The organism is Pedococcus sp. P2_E5 (genome assembly GCF_056403895.1).
The window spans coordinates 17,780-38,380 of record NZ_JBFUEP010000043.1 but is presented as its reverse complement, the minus strand read 5'-3'; the positions used below and the strand labels follow the sequence as shown (position 1 = coordinate 38,380).

Annotated in this window: 15 protein-coding genes; 5 read left to right on the top strand and 10 right to left on the bottom strand. The window is 69.4% G+C overall.

What is annotated here, in order from left to right; all coding sequences use genetic code 11:
- Positions 1 to 273: 273 nt before the first annotated feature.
- From AC1DVZ_RS14885 to rhaI, 7 genes are all read right to left on the bottom strand, one after another.
- A complete protein-coding gene (locus tag AC1DVZ_RS14885) occupies positions 274 to 906 on the bottom strand; it encodes a LutC/YkgG family protein (protein ID WP_477618986.1) in 633 nt (210 codons plus the stop codon).
- Positions 903 to 2,408: a lactate utilization protein B gene (locus AC1DVZ_RS14880; RefSeq protein ID WP_477618985.1), complete on the bottom strand. Its 1,506-nt coding sequence runs from the start codon at positions 2,406 to 2,408 to the stop codon at positions 903 to 905. Before AC1DVZ_RS14880 ends, AC1DVZ_RS14885 begins: the two co-directional genes overlap by 4 nt.
- The gene (locus AC1DVZ_RS14875; protein ID WP_477618984.1) at positions 2,405 to 3,148 is read right to left on the bottom strand and encodes a (Fe-S)-binding protein; all 744 of its coding nucleotides are present in this window, start codon (positions 3,146 to 3,148) and stop codon (positions 2,405 to 2,407) included. Before AC1DVZ_RS14875 ends, AC1DVZ_RS14880 begins: the two co-directional genes overlap by 4 nt.
- A complete protein-coding gene (locus AC1DVZ_RS14870) occupies positions 3,148 to 4,179 on the bottom strand; it encodes a LacI family DNA-binding transcriptional regulator (RefSeq protein ID WP_477618983.1) in 1,032 nt (343 codons plus the stop codon). The genes AC1DVZ_RS14875 and AC1DVZ_RS14870 overlap by 1 nt, the downstream gene beginning before the upstream one ends.
- Positions 4,180 to 4,253: 74 nt before the next feature.
- Complete coding sequence (locus AC1DVZ_RS14865) at positions 4,254 to 5,678, bottom strand: rhamnulokinase (protein ID WP_477618982.1); 1,425 nt, start codon at positions 5,676 to 5,678, stop codon at positions 4,254 to 4,256.
- A 3-nt stretch (positions 5,679 to 5,681) separates the two neighbouring features.
- Positions 5,682 to 7,718, bottom strand: coding sequence for a bifunctional aldolase/short-chain dehydrogenase (locus AC1DVZ_RS14860; protein ID WP_477618981.1), 2,037 nt, complete (start codon positions 7,716 to 7,718; stop codon positions 5,682 to 5,684).
- A gap of 95 nt (positions 7,719 to 7,813) precedes the next feature.
- Positions 7,814 to 8,980, bottom strand: coding sequence for an L-rhamnose isomerase (gene rhaI, locus AC1DVZ_RS14855; protein ID WP_477618980.1), 1,167 nt, complete (start codon positions 8,978 to 8,980; stop codon positions 7,814 to 7,816).
- Between the two features lie 291 nt (positions 8,981 to 9,271).
- On the opposite strand from rhaI, the gene AC1DVZ_RS14850 reads away from it, so the two are divergent.
- From AC1DVZ_RS14850 to AC1DVZ_RS14830, 5 genes are all read left to right on the top strand, one after another.
- Positions 9,272 to 10,573 carry an ABC transporter substrate-binding protein gene (locus AC1DVZ_RS14850; RefSeq protein WP_477618979.1) on the top strand — a complete coding sequence of 434 codons (1,302 nt, stop codon included), beginning with the start codon at positions 9,272 to 9,274 and terminating at the stop codon, positions 10,571 to 10,573.
- Positions 10,567 to 11,532, top strand: coding sequence for a carbohydrate ABC transporter permease (locus AC1DVZ_RS14845; RefSeq protein ID WP_477618978.1), 966 nt, complete (start codon positions 10,567 to 10,569; stop codon positions 11,530 to 11,532). The genes AC1DVZ_RS14850 and AC1DVZ_RS14845 overlap by 7 nt, the downstream gene beginning before the upstream one ends.
- The gene (locus tag AC1DVZ_RS14840) at positions 11,529 to 12,356 is read left to right on the top strand and encodes a carbohydrate ABC transporter permease (protein WP_477618977.1); all 828 of its coding nucleotides are present in this window, start codon (positions 11,529 to 11,531) and stop codon (positions 12,354 to 12,356) included. The genes AC1DVZ_RS14845 and AC1DVZ_RS14840 overlap by 4 nt, the downstream gene beginning before the upstream one ends.
- Before the next feature lie 109 nt (positions 12,357 to 12,465).
- Positions 12,466 to 14,730, top strand: coding sequence for a family 78 glycoside hydrolase catalytic domain (locus AC1DVZ_RS14835; protein WP_477618976.1), 2,265 nt, complete (start codon positions 12,466 to 12,468; stop codon positions 14,728 to 14,730).
- Positions 14,727 to 17,084 carry an exo-beta-d-1,3/1,6-glucosidase gene (locus AC1DVZ_RS14830; RefSeq protein WP_477618975.1) on the top strand — a complete coding sequence of 786 codons (2,358 nt, stop codon included), beginning with the start codon at positions 14,727 to 14,729 and terminating at the stop codon, positions 17,082 to 17,084. Before AC1DVZ_RS14835 ends, AC1DVZ_RS14830 begins: the two co-directional genes overlap by 4 nt.
- On the opposite strand, the gene AC1DVZ_RS14825 is transcribed toward AC1DVZ_RS14830, so the two are convergent.
- The 3 genes from AC1DVZ_RS14825 to AC1DVZ_RS14815 all read right to left on the bottom strand — a co-directional run bounded on the left by AC1DVZ_RS14825 (position 17,069) and on the right by AC1DVZ_RS14815 (position 20,434).
- Positions 17,069 to 18,091 carry a LacI family DNA-binding transcriptional regulator gene (locus tag AC1DVZ_RS14825; protein ID WP_477618974.1) on the bottom strand — a complete coding sequence of 341 codons (1,023 nt, stop codon included), beginning with the start codon at positions 18,089 to 18,091 and terminating at the stop codon, positions 17,069 to 17,071. The two genes, AC1DVZ_RS14830 and AC1DVZ_RS14825, sit on opposite strands and share 16 nt — an antisense overlap.
- Positions 18,092 to 18,242: 151 nt before the next feature.
- Complete coding sequence (locus AC1DVZ_RS14820; RefSeq protein WP_477618973.1) at positions 18,243 to 19,142, bottom strand: L,D-transpeptidase family protein; 900 nt, start codon at positions 19,140 to 19,142, stop codon at positions 18,243 to 18,245.
- 35 nt (positions 19,143 to 19,177) lie between these two features.
- Positions 19,178 to 20,434, bottom strand: coding sequence for a YibE/F family protein (locus AC1DVZ_RS14815; RefSeq protein ID WP_477618972.1), 1,257 nt, complete (start codon positions 20,432 to 20,434; stop codon positions 19,178 to 19,180).
- Positions 20,435 to 20,601: the final 167 nt, after the last annotated feature.

Here is a 20,601-nt window from a genome sequence, read left to right as displayed (position 1 = left end):
GTCGACGACACCAGCGAGTCAGACGACACCAGCGAGTCACAGGAGGCCTGACGCGGGACTCAAGATCGGCTGAGAGGTGCCTACGCCCCCTGGCCCCCTGTTGCGTAGGCACCTCTCTTCCCCGCATCAAGATTCCTCGCCGTGAGCACTCCAGACCATAGTCAGTCTGAGCCATTTGCCCACCCATCGGGAGGAGGCATCATGGTTGATTGGGCTCTTTCGGCGATGGTCCCGACGCTCACGGCGCTCGGCCCGCTCGAGCCGCCGGCCGGGTCAGCCGGCCAGGACGACGACCAGGGTGCGTGGCCCGTGGACTCCCTCGACGCGGTCCAGCTCGATGTCGCTCGTCGCCGAAGGTCCGCTGATGAACGTGAGCGGGGCGCTCGGGTCCAGCCTGCCCAGTCCCTCGGGGACGGTCTGCACGACGTCGCTCGCCCGGACGATGCAGACGTGCGTATCAGGGACAAGAGTGACCGCTCGGCGCCCGCACAGTTGCCCACCGTCGAGGACGATCGTGCCGGTCTCCGAGATCGCGACCACCGACCCGGTCACGACGGCAGGGATGCGGTCGAGTCCGCGCGCGTCCAGTGAGCCGTCGTCCACGGTGACGTCGGCCAGCCAGTTGGTCCACTCACGCGGCGTGCCCGCCGGGGTGACGGCTTGCCCGATCTCGAGGGCGGCCAGGGCATCGGCGACGGCTCGGCCGATGGAGTCGTCGTCCTCCGCCCCGATCCGGACCACCGTGGCCTTGTAGTCCTCCAGGCGGTCGATGAGCTGGTGGACGAGCTCGGGCGCACCGGCGGCATACTCGCCCTCACGTCGGTAGGCGCGGGGAACCTCGGGCGAGACGGGGTTGTCCCCGAGGGCGCCGCGGATCCGCGCGAGGACCTCCTCGCGGGCGGTCACGACGACCTCCCTCGGGTGCGGGTCCACCAGTCACGGAAGGACTCGGCCGGTGGGCTGGGGGCGTCGCGCGAGGCGGTCCAGCCGTTGAGGGGCGGGGGCAGCGGCAGGCGCGGCTTCCCTCGCCGTATGCCGTGTCGTGCCACGGCCGCGGCGCGCCCCGCCTTCGCGAAGCGTCCCTCGTCGGCCATCACCCAGGCGGCGGCCTTCATCGCGGCGCCCTCAGGAGTGGGGAGCCGATGGGTGTCGGCGTGGGCCTCGGTGTGCTCGGCTCGCAGCTGGACGAGCATGTCGGGGATGTTGATCTTCACGGGGCAGACGTCGTAGCAGGCGCCGCAGAGGGTGGAGGCGTAGGGCAGCGAGTCGTTGGGGTCGTCGCCCCCGGTCAGGCCGGTCAGCAGTGGGGTGAGGATGGCGCCGATCGGGCCGGGGTAGACCGAGCCGTAGGCGTGACCGCCGGTGCGTTCGTAGACGGGGCACACGTTGAGGCAGGCCGAGCAGCGGATGCAGTGCAGGGCGGTGCGGCCGAGCTCGTCGGCCAGGGCACGGGTGCGGCCGTTGTCGAGCAGCACGAGGTGGAACTCCTGGGGTCCGTCCCCGGGGGTCACTCCGGTCCACGTGGACGTGTAGGGGTTCATCCGCTCGCCGGTCGAGGACCGGGGGAGCAGCTGGAGGAAGACCTCGAGGTCGGCCCAGGTGGGGATGACCTTCTCGATGCCCATCACGGTGATGAGGGTGTCGGGCAGGGTCAGGCACATGCGTCCGTTGCCCTCGGACTCGACCACGGTCAGGGTGCCGGTCTCGGCCACCCCGAAGTTGGCGCCGGACACCGCGACCCTGGCGCGCAGGAACACCTCGCGAAGGTGGGTGCGGGCGGCGGCGGCCAGCACGGCTGGTTCGTCGGTCAGGGCCGGGTCCACGCCGGGCATCTCGCGGGCGAAGATCTCACGGATCTCGGCTCTGCCGCGGTGGATCGCGGGCACGAGGATGTGGGACGGCTTGTCGTGGCCGAGCTGGACGATGAGCTCGGCCAGGTCGGTCTCGTGGGCGGTGATGCCCGCGGCCTCGAGGGCCTCGTTGAGCCCGATCTCCTGGGTGGCCATCGACTTGACCTTGACGACCTCGTCGGCGCCCGTGGCCCGGACCAGGTCGGTCACGATCCGGTTGGCCTCGGCGGCGTCGCGGGCCCAGTGCACGGTCCCACCTCGGGCGATGACGTTGGCCTCCAGCTGTTCGAGCAGCTCGGGGAGCCGCGCCATCGTGTCGGCCTTGATCGCCGAACCAGCGTCGCGCAGCGCCTCCCAGTCGGGTACCTCGGCCACCACGCTGGCGCGCTTCGCGCGGATCGTGGAGGTGGCGTGGGCGAGGTTGCGTCGCAGCTGGGTGTTGGCCAGGGCGTCGCGCGCCTCGGCGGGAAACGACCGGTCGCCGGTGAGGTGACCCACGGCGGTGTCGGCGGCGGGCCCGCGGACCCGGCCACCCGGCATACCGAGGAAGGTGCTCATGCGGTGCTCGCCAGGATCTCGGCCAGGTGCACGGGCCGCACCCCGGTCCGCAGGCGCGAGAGGCCACCGCCGATGTGCATGAGGCAGGAGGAGTCACCCGCGGTGACGACCTCCGCCTTGGTGGTCAGCACCGAGGACATCTTGTCGGCGAGCATGGCCGTGGAGGTCTCGGCGTTCTTGACCGAGAAGGTGCCCCCGAAGCCGCAGCAGACGTCGGCGCCCGGTAGCTCGACCAGGTCGATCCCGTGCACGGCACGCAGCAGCTGCAACGGAGCCTCGCCGACTCCCAGCAGGCGCAGGGAGTGACAGGTGGGGTGGTAGGTCACGCGGTGCGGGTAGGACGCGCCGACGTCGGTCAGGCCGAGCACGTCGACGAGGAGCTGGGACAGCTCGTAGGTCTTCGCCGCGACCGCCTCGGCGCGGACAGCCAGTGCTTCGTCCCCTGCGCGACGCGCGAGGGAGGCGTGCTGGTGGCGCACCGAGCCCGCACACGACCCGGAAGGGGCGACGACGGCTTCGCAGCCGTCCGCCAGCGCCTGCTCGAACACCTCGACGTGGTGGCGCACCAGACCCACGGCGTCGCGCTGGTACCCGGTGTTCGTGTGCATCTGGCCGCAACAGGTCTGGGCCTGGGGAAAGACGACTTCGTGTCCGAGCCGCTCCAACACCGTGACCGTGGCCTTCCCGACGTCGGGGAAGAGCACGTCCCCGAGGCAGGTGACGAAGAGGGCGATCTTCATCAGGCGCTCCTGCGAGCGGCAGCCGTGGAGGCACGGGCCACGAGCTCGGGCTGGAAGACCACGTGCTGGTGCTCGTGCTCGGCGCCGTGATCGGCCTCCTCCATGAGGAGTCGCGCCGCGGTGCGCCCGAGGAGGTGGCGTGGCTGGGCCACCGTGGTGAGCGGGACCGCGGCCGCTGCCGCGTACTCGATGTCGTCGTAGCCGACGATGGCCACGTCGTCCGGGACACGGACCCCGAGCTGGACGAGGTGCTGCAGCAGCCCCAGGGCCAGCAGGTCGTTGGCGCAGAACACGCCGGTCGGCCGACTGCGCCGCGGCAGGCCGAGCAGCCGCTCCCCGGCCCGGCGGCCGTCCGCGATCGTCAGGGCATCGGTCTGGATCCAGGCCAGGTCGTCGGGGCGCAGGCCGGCGGCGTCCATGGCCCTTCGTGCCCCGGTGTGACGGTCCTTGACCTGGGGAATCTCGAGAGGACCCCCGATGAAGGCCAGGCTCTGGTGCCCTGACTCGATGAGGTGGTTGATGGCGAGCTCGCCGCCGGTCACGTCGTCGACCCCCACGCTGCACCAGTCGTGCGTGTCCTGTGGCGCCCTGTCGACCAGGACGACTGGGACCCCCTGTTCACGCAGTCGCGCCAGTCGAGGGTTGGCGTAGTCGATCGCCGTGATCAGCACGCCGCGAACGCGCAGCTCGGTGAGCTGTTCGAGGTACTGGTCCTCGCGGTCGGCGTCGAGGTCGCTGTTGCAGATGAACAGCGACAGGTGCTCCGTCTTCGCCACCTCCTCGATGCCTCTCGTGACATCGGTGAAGAAGGGGTTGGACGCGTCGAGGACGAGGTAGGCCAGCGTGCGGCTCCGTCCTGCGGCGAGCTGTCGGGCCGAGGCGTTCGGCACGAAGCCGAGCCGGGCGATCGCTGCCTCGACCTTGGCTCGGGTGGTCGGACGGACCGCATCGGGACGGTTGAGCACGTTGGACACGGTGCCGACCGAGACGCCCGCCGTGGCGGCGACGTCCTTGATGCTCACCGAAGCCATGTGTCTGGTCCTGTCCGTTGATGCCAACTACCGGGATGCCTGCTCATTGTTGCGGGTGGGGCCCGATTCACGGGTCAGGAGGGCACGAAGTCGCGAACCTCCTGGGTCGCGTGCAAGTCTGCCCGGATCTCCTCGAGGCTTGCGGGCGCGGCACCGTGGGCCCGGGCCTGGACCAGGATGTTGCCCAGGGCCGTCGCCTCGACCGGGCCGCTCGTGACGGGCTTGCCGGACAGGTCGGCTGTGAGCTGGCAGAGGAGCGTGTTCTGGGAACCGCCGCCGACGATGTGGACGACGTCCACGTCGTGCGCGAGGGCGGAGGCCTGTGTCAGCGTGCGGGCGTATGCCGTGGCGAGCGAGTCGAGGATCAGGCGCACCGTGGCAGCGGGGCCGGTCGGCGCGGCCTCGCCCCGCAGTGACACCGCATCGGCGATGCGCTGCGGCATGCGCCCCGGGGCGATCCAGAGCGGGTCGTCGACGTCGATGGTCGGGCCGCCGGCCGGCAGGGACTCGGCTGCGGAGAGCAGCGAGGCCAGGTCGTGGTCGACTCCTTCGGAGGCCCAGGTCCGCATGGACTCCTGGAGGAGCCAGAGCCCGCCGACGTTGCGCAGGTACCTGATCCGGCCGTCCACCCCGCCTTCGTTGGTGAAGTTCGCGTGCTGGCTCTCGACCGACAGGACCGGTTTGTCGAGCTCGAGGCCGGCAAGGGACCAGGTGCCGCTGGAGACGTAGCCGAACCTGCCGCCGGCAGCCGGCACCGCGACCACTGCCGAGGCGGTGTCGTGCGAACCGACTGTCGTCACCACCACCCGGGCGTTCAGTCCGGTGGCGTCACCGACCGCTGGCAGCAGGTGGCCGCGGACCTCGCCCGGCTGGTCGATCTCGGGGAGGAGGTGTCGGGGGAGGTCGAGCAGTCGCAGGACCTCGTCCGACCAGTCCCCGGTGGACACGTCGAGCAGCCCGGTGGTGGAGGCATTGGTGGCTTCGGAGCGCAGCTGCYCGGTGAGCCAGTAGGCCAGCAGGTCCGGCAGCAGGACGACGTGGGCGGCCCTGTCCCACAAGGGGGATTGCTTCTCTGCCTCCAGCTGGTAGACCGTGTTGAAGGGGAGGAACTGCAGCCCGTTGACGGCATACAGCTGGTCCTGGCTGACCCGGTGGTGCACTGTGGCGATGACGGAGTCGGTGCGGTCGTCGCGGTAGGAGATCGGCTCTGCGAGCAGCCGGCCGTCGGAGTCGAGCAGGCCGTAGTCGACGGCCCACGTGTCGATGCCGATGGACTCGACCTCCGGGAACTGGGCTGCCAGCGCGGTCAGGCCGGTCATGACTTCGGCGAAGAGCCCGGTGAGGTTCCATCGCAGGTGACCACCCTGCATCGCCGCCCCGTTGGCGAAGCGATGCAGGGTGTGCAGTTGGGTCCTGCCGCTCGACGGGTCGACGACGCCGGCCATCACCCGGCCGCCTGAGGCGCCGATGTCGACGGCGCCGAACACCCTGCCTGCCATGGCCTAGCGCAGGAAGGCGTTGGCGACGCCGGAGTCGACGGGGATGTGCAGGCCGGTGGTGTGGCTGAGCTCGTCCGACGTCAGGACCGCGGCGGCGTTGGCTACGTGCTCGGGCAGGACCTCGCGGCCGAGCAGGGTGCGCTTGGCGTAGTAGGCGCCGAGGTCCTCCTCGGCGACGCCGTAGACCTCGGCACGCTTGGCGCCCCAGCCGCCGGCGAAGATCCCGCTGCCGCGGACCACGCCGTCGGGGTTGATGCCGTTGACCTTGATGCCGTGCTCACCGAGCTCGGCGGCCAGCAGCCGCACCTGGTGGGCCTGGTCCGCCTTCACGGCCGAGTAGGCGATGTTGTTGGGGCCGGCGAAGACGGAGTTCTTGGAGGAGATGTAGAGGATGTCGCCGCCGAGCTTCTGGGCGATCATCGCGGCTGCGGCCGACTTGGAGGCGAGGAAGCTGCCCTTGGCCATGACGTCGTGCTGCAGGTCCCAGTCGGCCTCGGTGGTCTCGAGCAGCGGCTTGGAGATGGACAGGCCGGCGTTGTTGACGAGCAGGTCGATCCCGCCGAAGGCGAGGAGCGTGGCGTCGACGGCGGCCTGGACGGCGGCGGCGTCGGTGACGTTCGCCTGCACGCCGACGGCGAGGTCGGCGTTGCCGATCTCGGCGGCGGCTGCCTGGGCCTTGGCGAGGTCGAGGTCGGCGATGACGACGCAGGCGCCTTCGGCGGCGAGCCGCGTGGCGATGGCCTTGCCGATCCCCGAGGCGGCACCGGTGACGAGGGCGATGCGACCGGCGTGGGAGCGGGGCTTGGGCAGGCGGGCGAGCTTGGCCTCCTCGAGGGCCCAGTACTCGATGCGGAACTTCTCGGACTCGTCGATGGGGGAGTAGGTCGAGACCGACTCGGCCCCGCGCATGACGTTGATGGCGTTGGTGTAGAACTCGCCGGCGACGCGCGCGGTCTGCTTGTCCTTGCCGTAGGAGAACATCCCGACGCCGGGCACGAGGACGATCGCCGGGTCGGCGCCGCGGATCGCGGGGGAGTCGGGGGTGGCGTTGCGGTCGTAGTAACCCTGGTAGTCCTCGCGGTATGCCGTGTGCAGCTCGCCCAGGCGCGCCACGGTCTCCTCGACGGAGGCGTCGGCGGGGAGGTCGACGACCAGCGGCTTGACCTTGGTGCGCAGGAAGTGGTCGGGGCAGGACGTGCCGAGCTCGGCGAGTGGGGCGAGCCGCTCGCTGGCGAGGAACTCCAGCACGACGTCGGAGTCGCCGAAGTGGCCCACCATGGCCCGGTCCTGCGACGCGACGGCGCGCAGGTGCGGGGCGAGGGCTGCGGCCTTGGCGCGGCGCTCGGACTCCGGGAGGGCGGCATACCCGGGCACCTCGGGGCCGAAGGGCCGGGCCTTGCCGTGCTCGTCGAGGTAGGTCTGCGCGGTCTGGATGATCCACAGCGAGTTGGCCTCGGCCTCCTCGCTGGTGTCCCCCCACGCGGTCACGCCGTGGCCACCGAGAATGGTGCCGACGGCCTGGGGGCTGGCCTTCTTGATCGCGGCGATGTCCAGGCCCAGCTGGAAGCCGGGGCGCCGCCAGGGCACCCACACCACCTTGTCGCCGTAGATCTCCTTGGTGAGCTGTTCGCCGTCCTTCGCCGTGGCGATGGCGATCCCGCTGTCGGGGTGCAGGTGGTCCACGTGAGCCGCGTCGACGAGACCGTGCATGGCCGTGTCGATCGACGGGGCCGCACCGCCCTTGCCGTGGAGGCAGTAGTCGAAGGCGGCGACCATCTCGTCCTCGCGGTCGACGCCGGGGTAGACGTCGACGAGGGAGCGCATCCGGTCGAGGCGCAGGACGGCCAACCCGGCCTCTGTCAGGGTGCCGAGGTCACCGCCTGAGCCCTTCACCCAGAGCAGCTCGACCTGCTCGCCGGTCACCGGGTCGGTCTCGGTGCCCTTGGCGGAGGTGTTGCCACCCGCGTAGTTGGTGTTCCTCGGGTCGGCGCCCAGACGGTTGGAGCGGGCGATCAGGTCGGAGACGGCGGGGTTGGTCATCGGGGGTTCTTTCTCGTTCGGTGGTCTGGCGAGTGCGATGGTCTGGCGAGTGCAGTGGTCTGTGGTGGGCTGTGGTGGGCTCGGGAATGAGGTGCTCAGGCGCCCCAGCCGGCCTGGGTGCCGCCGACGCGGTCGGAGGCGATGCGGTCCTGGTAACCGCTGGCGGCGTAGGCCTTCATGGGGTCGGCAGGCAGCCCGCGGCCGGCGCGCCAGTCCGCGAGGTCGGCGCGCACGTCGGTGTAGAAGGCGTCCATGAGGACACCGTTCGCGCCCAGGACGTCGCCGGTGCGCTCGGCCTCGCGCAACGCCTCACGGTCGACGAGCAGTGCCCGGGCCGTCATCTCCTGGACATTGAGGACCGACCGGATCTGGCCGGGGATCTTGTCCTCGACGTTGTGGCACTGGTCGAGCATGAACGCCACCTCGCTGTCCTCGCCGTAGCCGCCGCCACGGATCACCTCGTAGAGGATCCGGAAGAGCTGGAACGGGTCGGCCGCCCCCACGATGAGGTCGTCGTCGGCGTAGAAGCGCGAGTTGAAGTCGAAGGAGCCCAGCCTGCCGAGCCGCAGGAGCTGGGCGACGATGAACTCGATGTTCGTGCCGGGGGCGTGGTGTCCGGTGTCCAGGCACACCGTGGCGCGGTCCCCGAGGGCGAGGCAGTGGACCAGTGAGGTGCCCCAGTCGGGGACGTCGGTGGCGTAGAACGCGGGCTCGAAGAACTTGTACTCCAGGACGAGTCGCTGGTGCTCGCCGAGACGGGCGTAGACCTGCTGGAGGCTGTCTGCCAGGCGGTCCTGGCGGTCGCGCAGGTCGCCCTGACCCGGGTAGTTGGTGCCGTCGGCCAGCCAGATCTTCAGGTCGCGGCTGCCGGTGACTTCCATGATGTCGATGCACTCGAGCTGGTGGGCGATCGCCTTGGCACGGATTCGCTCGTCGACGTGGGTCAGGCTGCCGAACTTGTAGTCGTCGTCCTGGAACGTGTTGGAGTTGATCGTGCCGAGACGCACGCCGAGGTCCTCGGCGAAGCGGCCCAGCTTGTCGTAGTCGTCCACCCGGTCCCACGGGATGTGCAGGGCGACCGAGGGGGCGAGCCCGGTCAGCTGGTGCACCTGCGCGGCGTCCGTGAGCTTCTCCTCGACCGTGCGGGGCGTTCCGGGGGTGGCGAAGACCTTGAACCGGGTTCCCGAGTTGCCGAACGCCCAGGAGGGCAGTTCGATCGCCTGATGGGAGAGCCTGTCCGCGATGTCGGCAAACGTGTTCATGCCTGTCCGTCCGTCCCTTCGATCGTTCGAGTCGAAATGAAGCGTTTCAGTTGAATGGAGTAAACAGCATGGAGGGCGCCTCGTCAACGGGACCGGGAGAGTGATCGGCCGCGCCGGGTCGCCGGCGTGAAATCTTGACATCAAGGCACCCCGGTCGCTGGAAAAGAAGTTCTGTAGAACGGTTGACACGATCGCGGACCTGGTTCTACCTTGTAGCGACATCGAGAAATGAAGCGATTCAAAATCGATGCAGCCATCGCGGATACGCGCCCCAATGCTGTGGAGGTACCCATGAAGATCTACCGCTCGAAGCTGGCGGTCACCGTCGTCACTGCAACTGCCCTCGTCTCGCTCGCGGCGTGCGCGGGTGGGGACACGGGCTCAGGCTCGTCCGACGGCAAGACGACGATCACGCTGCTGACCGACAACGCGGAGACGACGGTCAAGCCCGCCAAGGCGATCGCCGCGGCCTTCGAGAAGGCGAACCCGGACATCACCGTGAAGCTGGAGTCGCGGCCCGGTGGCGCCGACGGCGACAACCTGGTCAAGACCAAGCTGTCGACCGGCGACATGGCAGACGTGTTCTGGTACAACTCCGGGTCGCTCCTGCAGGCGCTGAGCCCGGAGAAGACCCTGGTCGACCTCACCAACGACGCGGCCCTGAAGGACACCGATCCGGCGTTCCTGCCGACGGTGACCCAGAACGGCAAGGTCTACGGCGCCCCCGTGGGCACCGTGATGGGTGGAGGCATCCTCTACAACAAGGAGGTCTACACCAAGCTCGGGCTGCAGGTGCCCAAGACCTGGGCCGAGTTCGAGGCCAACAGCGACAAGATCAAGGCCGCCGGCATCACCGCGGTGATCGGCAGCTTCAAGGACACCTGGACCTCCCAGCTGTTCGTGCTGGGTGACTTCCACAACGTCGCGACGGCCAACCCCACCTTCGCCGCCGACTACACGGCGAACAAGGTCAAGTACGCGACCGACGCCGCAGCAGTGAAGGGCTTCGAGAAGACGGCGGAGGCCAAGGCCAAGGGCTGGCTGAACAAGAGCGCCGGCTCCACGACCTTCGACCAGGGCATGAAGCTCCTGGCCAGTGGCAAGGCCGCCCAGTACCCACTCCTCACCTTCCCGGTCGGCACGCTGTCGAAGGAGGACGCCGCCAAGATCGGCTTCTTCGGGATCCCGGGAGACGACGCGAGCAAGAACGGGGCCACCATCTGGCCCGGTAACGGTCAGTACATCCCCAAGGCCAGCAAGAACATCGAGGCAGCGAAGAAGTTCATCGCCTTCGTGGCCTCGCCCGCCGGCTCTGAGGTCTACTCCTCCGCAGCCCCGCCGACCGGCCCCTACATGGTCATCGGGTCCAAGGTTCCGGCTGACGCGCCTCCGGTCGCCCAGGACCTCCAGGCCTACATCGACGCCAAGGCCACCACCCCTGCGCTGGAGTTCCTGTCGCCGGTGAAGGGCCCGTCGCTCGAGCAGATCACCGTCGCCGTGGCCACCGGACAGACCCCGGCCAAGGACGGTGCCAGCCAGTACGACGCCGATGTGACCAAGCAAGCCAAGCAGCTGGGACTGCCGGGATGGTAACCAACGCCACCCATAGTCAGACCCGGACGACCGGTCCCCGCGGTGACGCGGGGGCCGGCCGGCCCAGCCGGAAGCAGGCCCGCAACAACGGCACCCGCAACCTCCGGGCGCGTACGTACTCCTACTGGTTCTACGCCCCGGCAGGGCTCGTGTACGGCCTGATGTTCATCGTCCCCACGGTGATCGCCTTCTACTACTCGCTGACCCGCTGGACGCTGTTCGAGTCCGAGTTCATCGGCCTCGACAACTTCAGGCAGTTCTTCTCCGAGCAGTCCCTGGTCAGCGGCCTCAAGAACACCCTGATCTACGCCGTCGTCACCAGCGGGCTCAAGGTGGTCCTCGGAATGCTCTTCGCCGTGCTGCTCACCGGACCGATCCGGTCGCGCGGCCTCCTGCGGTCGATCGTCTTCTTCCCTGTCCTGGTCAGCACAGTGGCGGTGGGCATCACGTTCAGCGTGCTGCTGCAGCCGGACCTTGGCGTCGTGGCCACCGTCCTGGCCAAGGTGGGCATCACCTCACCGGACTGGCTCGGCGACCCCACCACCGCCCTGCTCTCGGTGGCGCTCGTGGACGTCTGGAAGGGCGTCGGGCTGGCCACCCTCATCTACATCGCGGGCATCCTGGCGATCCCGAAGGACTACTACGAGGCCGTTGACGTCGACGGCGGCGGTGCCTGGACCAAGTTCAGGAACGTCACCGTCCCGCTCGCGGCCCCGGCCACCTTCACCGTCATCCTGCTCTCCCTGATCGGTGGCCTGCGCTCCTTCGACCTCATCTGGACCATGACCGGTGGCGGCCCGGGGTTCAGCAGTGACGTCATCGCCTCGGTCATCTACAAGCAGTACCAGGCCGGCTTCTTCGGTCTGGCCACCGCGGGCAACGTCGTCCTGTTCATCCTCGTGTCGCTCATCGTGTTCCCGCTGTTCCGGTACTTCAACTCCAAGGAGGTGGAGTCATGAGAGCGGTGCGACGTGCCTCACTGGAGGTGGTTGCGATCCTCGTCGCCTTGGTCGTGTTCGTCGTGCCGTTCGTGTTCATGTTCCTGACGGCGTCCAAGGACGAGTTCGAGTCCGAGGACCTGAACTTCTCACTGCCGACGACGTGGCCGATCGTCGACAACCTCAAGGAGGTCTTCGCGGCCCGGGACGGCCTGCTGCTCACCGCCTTCAAGAACAGCCTGGTCCTCACCGTTGTCTCCGTGGCGATCGTCGTGGTGCTGTGCGCGATGGTGGGATACGTCATCCAGCGCCGGCCGGGACGCGTCGCGAACATCGCGAACATCCTGGTCCTCTCCGGGTTGATCATCCCGCCGGCCGTCGTGCCGACCATCTGGGTGCTGCAGCAGCTGCACCTGTTCAAGACCCTGCCCGGGCTGATCCTCGTCGAGGTGGCCTTCAACATGTCCTTCGCCGTGTTGCTGTTCCGAGCGTTCGTCGCGGCGATCCCGCGCGAGCTCGACGAGGCCGCCATGATCGACGGATGCACGGGGCTGAACCTCTTCTTCCGGGTGATCTTCCCGCTCCTGCGGCCGGTCACGATCACGGTCATCCTGGTGTCGTCCGTCTTCATCTACAGCGACTTCGTCAACCCGCTGTACTTCCTGCCCGGTGACGAGAACGCCACCGTGCAGCTCACCCTCTTCACCTTCCTGAGCCAGTTCAGCACGCAGTACAACCTGCTGTTCATGGACATCGTGCTCGTCACGCTGCCGCCGCTCATCCTGTTCATCTTCTTCAACCGCAAGATCGTCGCCGGCATGACTGCCGGTGCCGTGAAGGGCTGACACCCACGGCGAAACGAGCGACTCGAGCGACTCGGACGGCGCAGGGCCGCCCGGGTCGCGCGATCACTCGCCCCCACTTCGACTCGACCCCCGTATCCGAAAGGCTGACATGACCCACGACTGGTCCGCGGACCTGATCGCCCCCGACGAGGACTACGCCGGAGCCCCGTTGCTGCGCAAGGAGCTTGCGCTCGACCCGGGCCACGGTTCCTTGGTCTCCGCGACGCTCTTCGTCACGGCGCACGGGATCGTCGAACCGACCCTCAACGGGACGCCCGTCTCCGACGAGGTGCTCACCCCGGGATGGACCAGCTACGAGTGGCGCCTGCGCTACCGCAGCTACGACGTCCTGCCGCTTGTCTCGGACACCACCGTGCTGGGGCTCGCGCTCGGCAACGGCTGGTTCCGGGGACGCCTGGGATGGAGTGGGAAGGGCGCCTTCTACGGCTCCGAGCTCGCCGGGCTCGCGGAGCTCCACCTGGAGTTCGAGGATGGCCATCGTCAGGTCGTGGGCACGGACGCCACCTGGCAGTCAGGTCCGTCGGCCACGCTGGCCAACGACCTCTACGACGGCCAGACCATCGACGCCCGCCTGGACTCGTCCGACTGGACCCTCCCGGGGGCCGCGCTCGAGGGTTGGTCCGGGGTGCACGTGGTCGACCACGACGCTGCTCGTCTCGAGCCCTACGTCGGGCCACCCGTCCGTCGCCAGGAGGTCGTGGCACCGGTGAAGGTGTGGACCTCCCCGGCCGGAGCGACGTTGGTCGACTTCGGACAGAACCTCGTGGGCTGGCTTCGCTTCACCGTGCAGGGAGAGGCCGGCAGCGAGATCACGGTCCGCCACGCCGAGGTGCTCGAGCACGACGAGCTCGGCACCCGGCCGCTGCGCAGCGCCGAGGCCACCGACCGCTTCGTCCTCAGTGGGGGAGTGGACACCTTCGAGCCCACCAAGACGTTCCACGGCTTCCGGTATGCCGAGGTGTCGGGCTGGCCGGGCCAGCTCACCACCGACTCGCTCGAGGCTGTGGTCGTGCACTCCGAGCTCAAGGCGACAGGGACGTTCGAGTGCTCGGACGACCTGCTGAACCAGCTGCACCGCAACGTCGTCTGGGGTCTGAAGGGCAACTTCCTGGACGTCCCCACCGACTGCCCCCAGCGCGACGAGCGGCTCGGCTGGACCGGTGACATCGCCGCCTTCGCCCCCACGGCGGCATACCTCTATGACGTCTCCGGCTTCCTCTCGAACTGGCTCGTCGACGTCGACCTGGAGCAGAGCCACGCCGAGGGCATGGTGCCGTTCGTCGTGCCGGACGTGCTCAAGTACATGGAGATCCCGGCGGACTTCCCCGACCCCGACAGCACGGCGATCTGGAGCGACGCGGCGGTCTGGGTGCCGTGGGCCCTGTGGCAGGCGTACGGGGACCGCGAGGCCCTGGCCCGTCAGTACCCCGCCATGACGGCACACACGCGTCGCGTCGAGGGACTTCTGTCGGACACCGACCTGTGGGACAAGGGATTTCAGTTCGGCGACTGGCTGGACCCCCAGGCCCCGCCGGACGCCCCGTTCGAGGCGCGTGCCGACACAGGGGTCGTCGCGACCGCCTGCTACTACCGGACGTTGCGCCAGGTCCAGGCCACGGCGGACATCCTCGGCAAGCCCGACGAGGCGGGCTACTTCGCTGCCCTGGCCGAGCGGGTGCGCAGCGCCTTCCAGAAGCACTACGTCACGGACGGCGGCCGCGTCCTGAGCGACTGCGCCACCGTCTATGCCCTCGCCATCGAGTTCGGCCTGCTCGATGGTGCTGATCGCCAGGGCGCCGGTGACCGACTCGCGGAACTGGTGCGGCAGAACGGTTTCCGCATCTCCACCGGGTTCGCGGGGACGCCGTTCGTGACGGACGCGCTGACCTCCACCGGCCACCTCGACGACGCCTACAACTTGCTGCTGGAGCGGGAGTGCCCGTCCTGGCTGTACTCGGTCACGATGGGTGCCACCACGGTCTGGGAGCGGTGGGACTCCATGCTCCCCGACGGGACGATCAACCCCGGTGAGATGACCAGCTTCAACCACTACGCCCTGGGCGCGGTGGCGGACTGGATGCACCGGACCATCGGCGGGATCGCGGCGCTGAGCCCGGGGTACGACCGGGTCCTGGTCGCGCCGCGCCCGGGCGGCGGACTGACCTGGGCCAAGGCCGCGCTCGAGACCCGGCACGGGACTGTTGCGACAGACTGGTCACTCGACGACGACGGGCTGTCGCTCCGTGTGTCGGTCCCCGAGGGAGTGGAGGCGCAGGTGCAGCTGCCCGACGGGACGCAGCAGACGGTCGGCGGCGGAGAACACGCCTTCTCGAGTGCCGCCGGCCAGGGATGACGGAGGCGCCCGTGAACAGCCAGGCCGTGTTGCCGTACCGGGACGCGGCGCTGACGATCGAGGAACGACTCGAGGACCTTCTCGCCCGCATGACGTTGGGCGAGAAGGTCGGTCAGATGCTGCAGCTTGATGCCCGGGGCGACCTCGAGGACGTGGTCTCGACAAAGCTGACGGGCTCGATCCTGCACGCGTCGCCCGAGCGTCTGCTGCAAGCGATCGAGCTGGCGGCCTCGACCCGGCTCGGCATCCCGCTGCTCACGGCTGACGACTGCATCCACGGCCACTCGTTCTGGCCCGGCGCGACGATCTTTCCCACCCAGCTGGGGATGGCCTGCTCGTGGGATGCCGGGCTCGTGCAGCGGGCGGCGCGGGCGACGGCCGTCGAGGTCGCCGCGACCGGGATCCACTGGACCTTCTCACCGGTTCTCTGCATCACCCGTGACCTGCGGTGGGGACGGGTCAACGAGACGTTCGGTGAGGATCCGGTGCTCATCGGCGAGCTGGGAGCCGCGATGGTGCGCGGCTACCAGGGGACAGGCCTGGACGACCCGACGGCGATCCTCGCCTGTGCCAAGCACTTTGCCGGGTACTCCGAGACACAGGGCGGCCGCGACGCCAGCGAAGCCGACCTCAGCCGGCGCAAGCTGCGTTCGTGGTTCCTGCCACCCTTCGAGCGGGCCGTCCACGAGGGCTGTCGCACCTTCATGCTCGGGTACCAGGCGATGGACGGCGTCCCGATCACCGCGAACCGCTGGCTCCTGGGCGACGTGCTCAAGGGGGAGTGGGGGTTCACCGGAACGCTCGTGACCGACTGGGACAACGTCGGCCGGATGGTCTGGGAGCAGAAGGTCTGCGCGGATGCCACGGAGGCGGCCACGGTCGCGGTGGGTGCCGGCAACGACCTGGTGATGGCGACCCCGGACTTCTTCGACGGCGCCCAGGCAGCGGTCGCGCAGGGGAGTCTGGACGAGCGGCAGATCGGTGACGCCGTTCGGCGCATCCTGCGTCTGAAGTTCGAGCTGGGGCTGTTCGAGGACCCCCGTGCCCCCGATCCGGCCCGTCAGGCCATGGTGATCGGCTGCGCCGAGCACACTGCGCTCAACCTCGAGCTGGCCCGTCGGTCACTGGTGCTGCTGCGCAACGACGGCACCCTCCCGCTCGAGGGCGGGGTCCGCGTCGACGGTGAGGGCCGTGCCACCGCACCGGGACCGCCACGCACCGTTGCTGTCATCGGCCCCAACGCCGACGACCCCCAGGCCATGCTCGGTGACTGGGCCGGCGCCTCCGGTCAGGTGGACTGGATGCCGGACGGGCATCCACGCGAGACGGTGACCACCGTGCTCGACGGGTTCCGCTCGGTCGCCCCCGGCGGCTGGACGGTCACGCACGCCCGCGGCGCCGACATCGAGATGCTCGTGCCGGACCCCGACGGGGCGACCTACCCGGACGGTCAGCCCCGTCCGCCGCTGTTCGCGCCGGCGCCCGTGGATCCCGCACTGATCGACGAGGCGGTCGCCCTCGCCGAGGCAGCCGACTACGTCGTGGCCGTCGTCGGGGACACCGTCGCCCTGACGGGGGAGACCTGCTCGACAGCCACCCTGGAGCTCCAGGGCGGGCAGGTGGCCCTTCTCGAAGCCCTCGTCGCCACCGGGACTCCGGTGATCGTGGTGCTGGTGCACGGCAAGCCCGCGGTGCTGCCGCGGTCCGCCTTGGCCGCGGCCGGGCTCGTCGAGGCGTTCAACCCCGGCATGCAGGGCGGGCGGGCCGTGGCCGAGCTCGTGCTGGGACTCATCGAGCCGTCGGGACGACTCCCACTGTCCGTGCCGCGGCACGTGGGGCAGCAGCCCATCTACTACAACCAGGTGCGGGGTCAGCACGGCACCCGGTATGCCGACCTGACCCAGGACCCGCTCTTCGCCTTCGGGGAGGGGCTGTCCTACAGCTCCGTCGAGTACGCCGACCTCACGATCATCAACGACGTCGTGGCGGCGGACGGGACGGTGCGCGCCGAGGTCACCGTCAGCAACACCGGTGCCCGGCCCGTGCTGGAGACGGTTCAGGCCTACGTGCGAGACGTCGTCACGAGCGTCACCTGGGCGGACAAGGAGCTCAAGGCCTGGCGCCAGGTGCAGCTTGCCGCCGGAGGGTCTGCTCGGGTCGAGCTGGAGATCCCCGCGGCGACGTGCTCACTGGTCGACTCGACCGGTCTGCGGCTGGTCGAGCCGGGACAGTTCGAGCTCCTCGTCGGGCCGAGCTCTCGCCGGGCCGACCTCCTGTGCGCGTCCTTCACGGTGGCCAAGGGCCAGCGAGCCGCCCCTGCGACTCCACGGGACGCGGACTACACCCCGAGGTAGGCCTTGGTGGACCCGCGGACCTGGAGGCGCGGTTCGATCTGACAGTGCCTCGACTCGCTCCGCCCGTCGCGAATTCGCTCCAACAGCAGCTCGGCGGCCTTGCTCCCCATCTCGACACCGAGCTGGTCGACCGTGGTCAGGGAGACCCGTGGGTGGTCGGCCAGGGAGACGTTGTCGTACCCGATGACGGAGACCTCGTCGGCAGACAGCCCCAGGTCGGCCACAGCCCCCAGGATCGTGATCGCGAGCGCATCGTGTCCTGCGAAGATCGCCGTGGGCGGCAGGTCACGCTGGAGCACTGCTCGCGCCGCGGCATACGTGTCCTGGTCGGTGTCCACGTAGACCACGTCCGGTTCGCAGCCGGCCTGCTCCATGCGCGTGCGGTAGACCGCGAGCCTGGCGGCGTGGGGCGCTCCCTCTGTCGGCGGGACGAGAGTGAGGTGGGCGATGCGTCGATGTCCGAGGGTGAGGAGGTGGTCCATGGCCAGGTTGGCCCCGCTGACGTCGTTGCCGGTCACGGAGTCGAAGAGCTGCGAGCGCTCGTGGCGCCCCAGCAGCACGAGGGGCACTGACCTGGAGATGCCCTCCAACCAGGGCACGGTGACCTCCGACGAGATGGCGATGATGCCGTTCACCTGCCGGTCCACCATCCCCTCGAGGACGGCGCTCCCGTCGTCGTGCTTCATTCCCGGTGAGATGAGGAGCTGGTACCCGGATCCTGACAGGGCGTTGGCGGCTCCTTGGGTGATCTGGGTGAAGAACTCGTTGCCCAGGTGTGGGAGCTCGAAGCCGATCGTGAAGCTCGAACCCCGCATCGCACGCGCGGCCACGCTGGGGCGGTAGTCGAGCTGCTGGATGGCGGTCTCGACGCGCTCGCGCATGCCGGGGCTCACGCCGTACGCGTTGCGGATCACCTTGGACACCGCGGCTGGTGAGACACCTGCCGCCTGGGCGACGTCAGAGATGGAGGGGCGCCGTCTGCCGGTGCCCGCCGGTCCGCCCCTCACGCTCATCGTTTCCTCCGGTGGTCGGGCTCGGCACCCTCGCCCCGCGGGGAAACGCTACAACAGGCTGATGCGTGGGTCTGGGGTCTGGGGTCTGGGGTCTCGGGGTCACGGGTCTCAGGGTCTCGGGTCTCAGGTCTCAGGTCTCAGGGTCTCAGAGTCTCAGCTGCGCAGCGTCGCCCATGACCACGACGGGATGCGACTGGGGGGCGAGGTGCAGCAGCAGGTAGCGCACACCTTCAGCGGGGATGGACACGCAACCGTGCGTGGGACCGTCGTGGTCGACGTGCAGCCAGATGCCACCGCCGCGTCCGGCACCCAGAGGTCGTGACTGGTCGAGGGGCGACCTGCCGGGGACGCGGTTGTAGTCGACGGCGATGACGTAGTCGAACGCGTCCGCCGTCGAGTCTCCGAAGCCCGGCTGCTTGGGAGGGGGTTCGAACGCTGTCGACCGGTGGTAGGGCAGGTGGGATCCGGGGTTGGCCTTGCGGCCGCCTGCGTCACTGAGGGCAAAGGTGCCGACCGGTGTCTTGAGGTCCCCCTCGACGTGCTTGGTGGCCCAGCCCCGTTGTCCGACATGCCCCTGCCAGGCGGCCACCCGAACCCAGTCCGCGGCAACGCGTTCGTAGAACTCGACCGTGGCCGCGCTCGACGTCGTGGTCGCCCCACGAACCAACACCACCTGGGTCGTGTGGTCTGCGATGGTGCGACGCGTCCTGGTGCCGAGCGGCAGGGTTGGCGGAACGGCTGCCGAGGTGGAGGCGGAGGTGGAGGGGTCAGGCGCTGAGGGGGTTGTTCCACTCGCCGATGCTCCCTGCGACGGAGTGTCCTCGGGGCCGTTGGCGGATGCCGGTCGCTCGGTCTGGGCTGCCGGCGCCCGGAACGGGCCGATCCCCAGACTGGCGAGAACAGCCAGGCCGATGGCCGTCCCGATCGCCAGCGCGGCCACCCTCGTGGCCAACCGCACGATGCGCGCTGGGCGCCTGCGTGGGGTGCGGTGTGAGCCGGCGGCGCGGGCCCGTCGGCCTGCACTGGAGCGGCTGTCGCCCGACATGCCGCGAGTCTATGGCCGCGTGGTCGTGAACTTCGTCAGCCCGGGAGTGGCTCTGGCATCGCGTCTGCCCGCGGGGAGGTGGCCGCGTTGGCACTGGCCTGGAGGGATCGGACGACAAGGGTTGCCAGTGCGGTCGTGACCGGGACGGCCATGACCAGTCCGATGCCGCCGGCCATCGTGCGCACGATCTCCTCGCTGATGTCCGAGCTGGTCAGGATCCGGGCGACCGGCTGGTCGACCAGGCTGATGAGGAGCAGGACCGGCAGCGCGGCGCCGGCGTAGGCGAACACGACGGTGTACACGGTGGAGGCGATGTGGTCGCGTCCGATGCGCATCGCCTGCCGGTACAGACGAAGTGGAGGCATGTCGGGGGCAGCCTCGTACAGCTCCCAGACCGCAGAGCTCTGCGTGATCGTCACGTCGTTGAGGATGCCCAGGCCGGCGAGGATGATGCCGCAGGTCAGCAGGTTGCGCAGGTCGATCTGCTGGGCCACCTGTTGAAGGGCAGCGTTGTCCTCGCTGCTCACCCCGTTCAGGTGTGCCTGCGCCACGGCCAGGGTGCCGACGGCAGCGGTGATCGCCAGACCGGCGAAGGTGCCCAGGAGTGCGGTCGTCGTGCGAGCGGAGACCCCGTGCGCCAGGTAGAGGACGACGATCATGATGGCGGCGGAGGAGACGAGGCCGACGGCCACGGGGCTGCGCCCATCGAGCAGCGCGGGCATGAGGTACTTGACGACGACCGCGCCGGCGACACCGAGGCCGACCAACGACCGCAGGCCACGCCACCGGGCGACGGCGACGACGGTCAGCGCGAAGGCGACCGCCAGCCACGTCAGGGGAGTGCCGCGCTCGATGTCGTAGAAGGTGTAGGGGGATCCCTCACCTTCGCCGGGGACCTTCAGCACCACCAGGCCGATGCCGGTACCCGCACGTCTGGCATCGGGGGGCAGGTCAACGGTGACCGTGGTTCCCCTCTCCCGGCCGGTGCTGATCTCGACCTTGGCCCGGCCACACTTCGCGGTCGCGGGGTCCTTGGTGGTCGCGTTGTCAGGTGCTCCGAACTGGTCACAGTCCAGGGGCGCGATCGAGGTGACGGTGCCGTGGAGGTACTCGACGCCGGGCACGGCGCTGTCCCGCAAGGCCGGACGGCCCTCGCCAGTGGGACGCAGGACCCACATGCCCCCCGCCGTCACGACGGCGATGACCAGGACGGCGCTGGCCAGGGCGATCCGCATCCAGACCGGGGTCGGCGGGTGAGCGCTCGTGGGGGTATGCCGGTGGGAGCCTGCCATGGGTACCTCTCTCGTGGATCGCACTGCGCACCCTATGCGCTGGGGCAGGCCATCGCCGCTCACCCTCCCCATTGGACGCGGGGGTGGGCCAAGGGGCCGTCAAGATTGCCGACCCGCGCGCTAAGGATGCGTCAAGATCAGGCGCAGCACGGTCGCAGCGGTGTTTC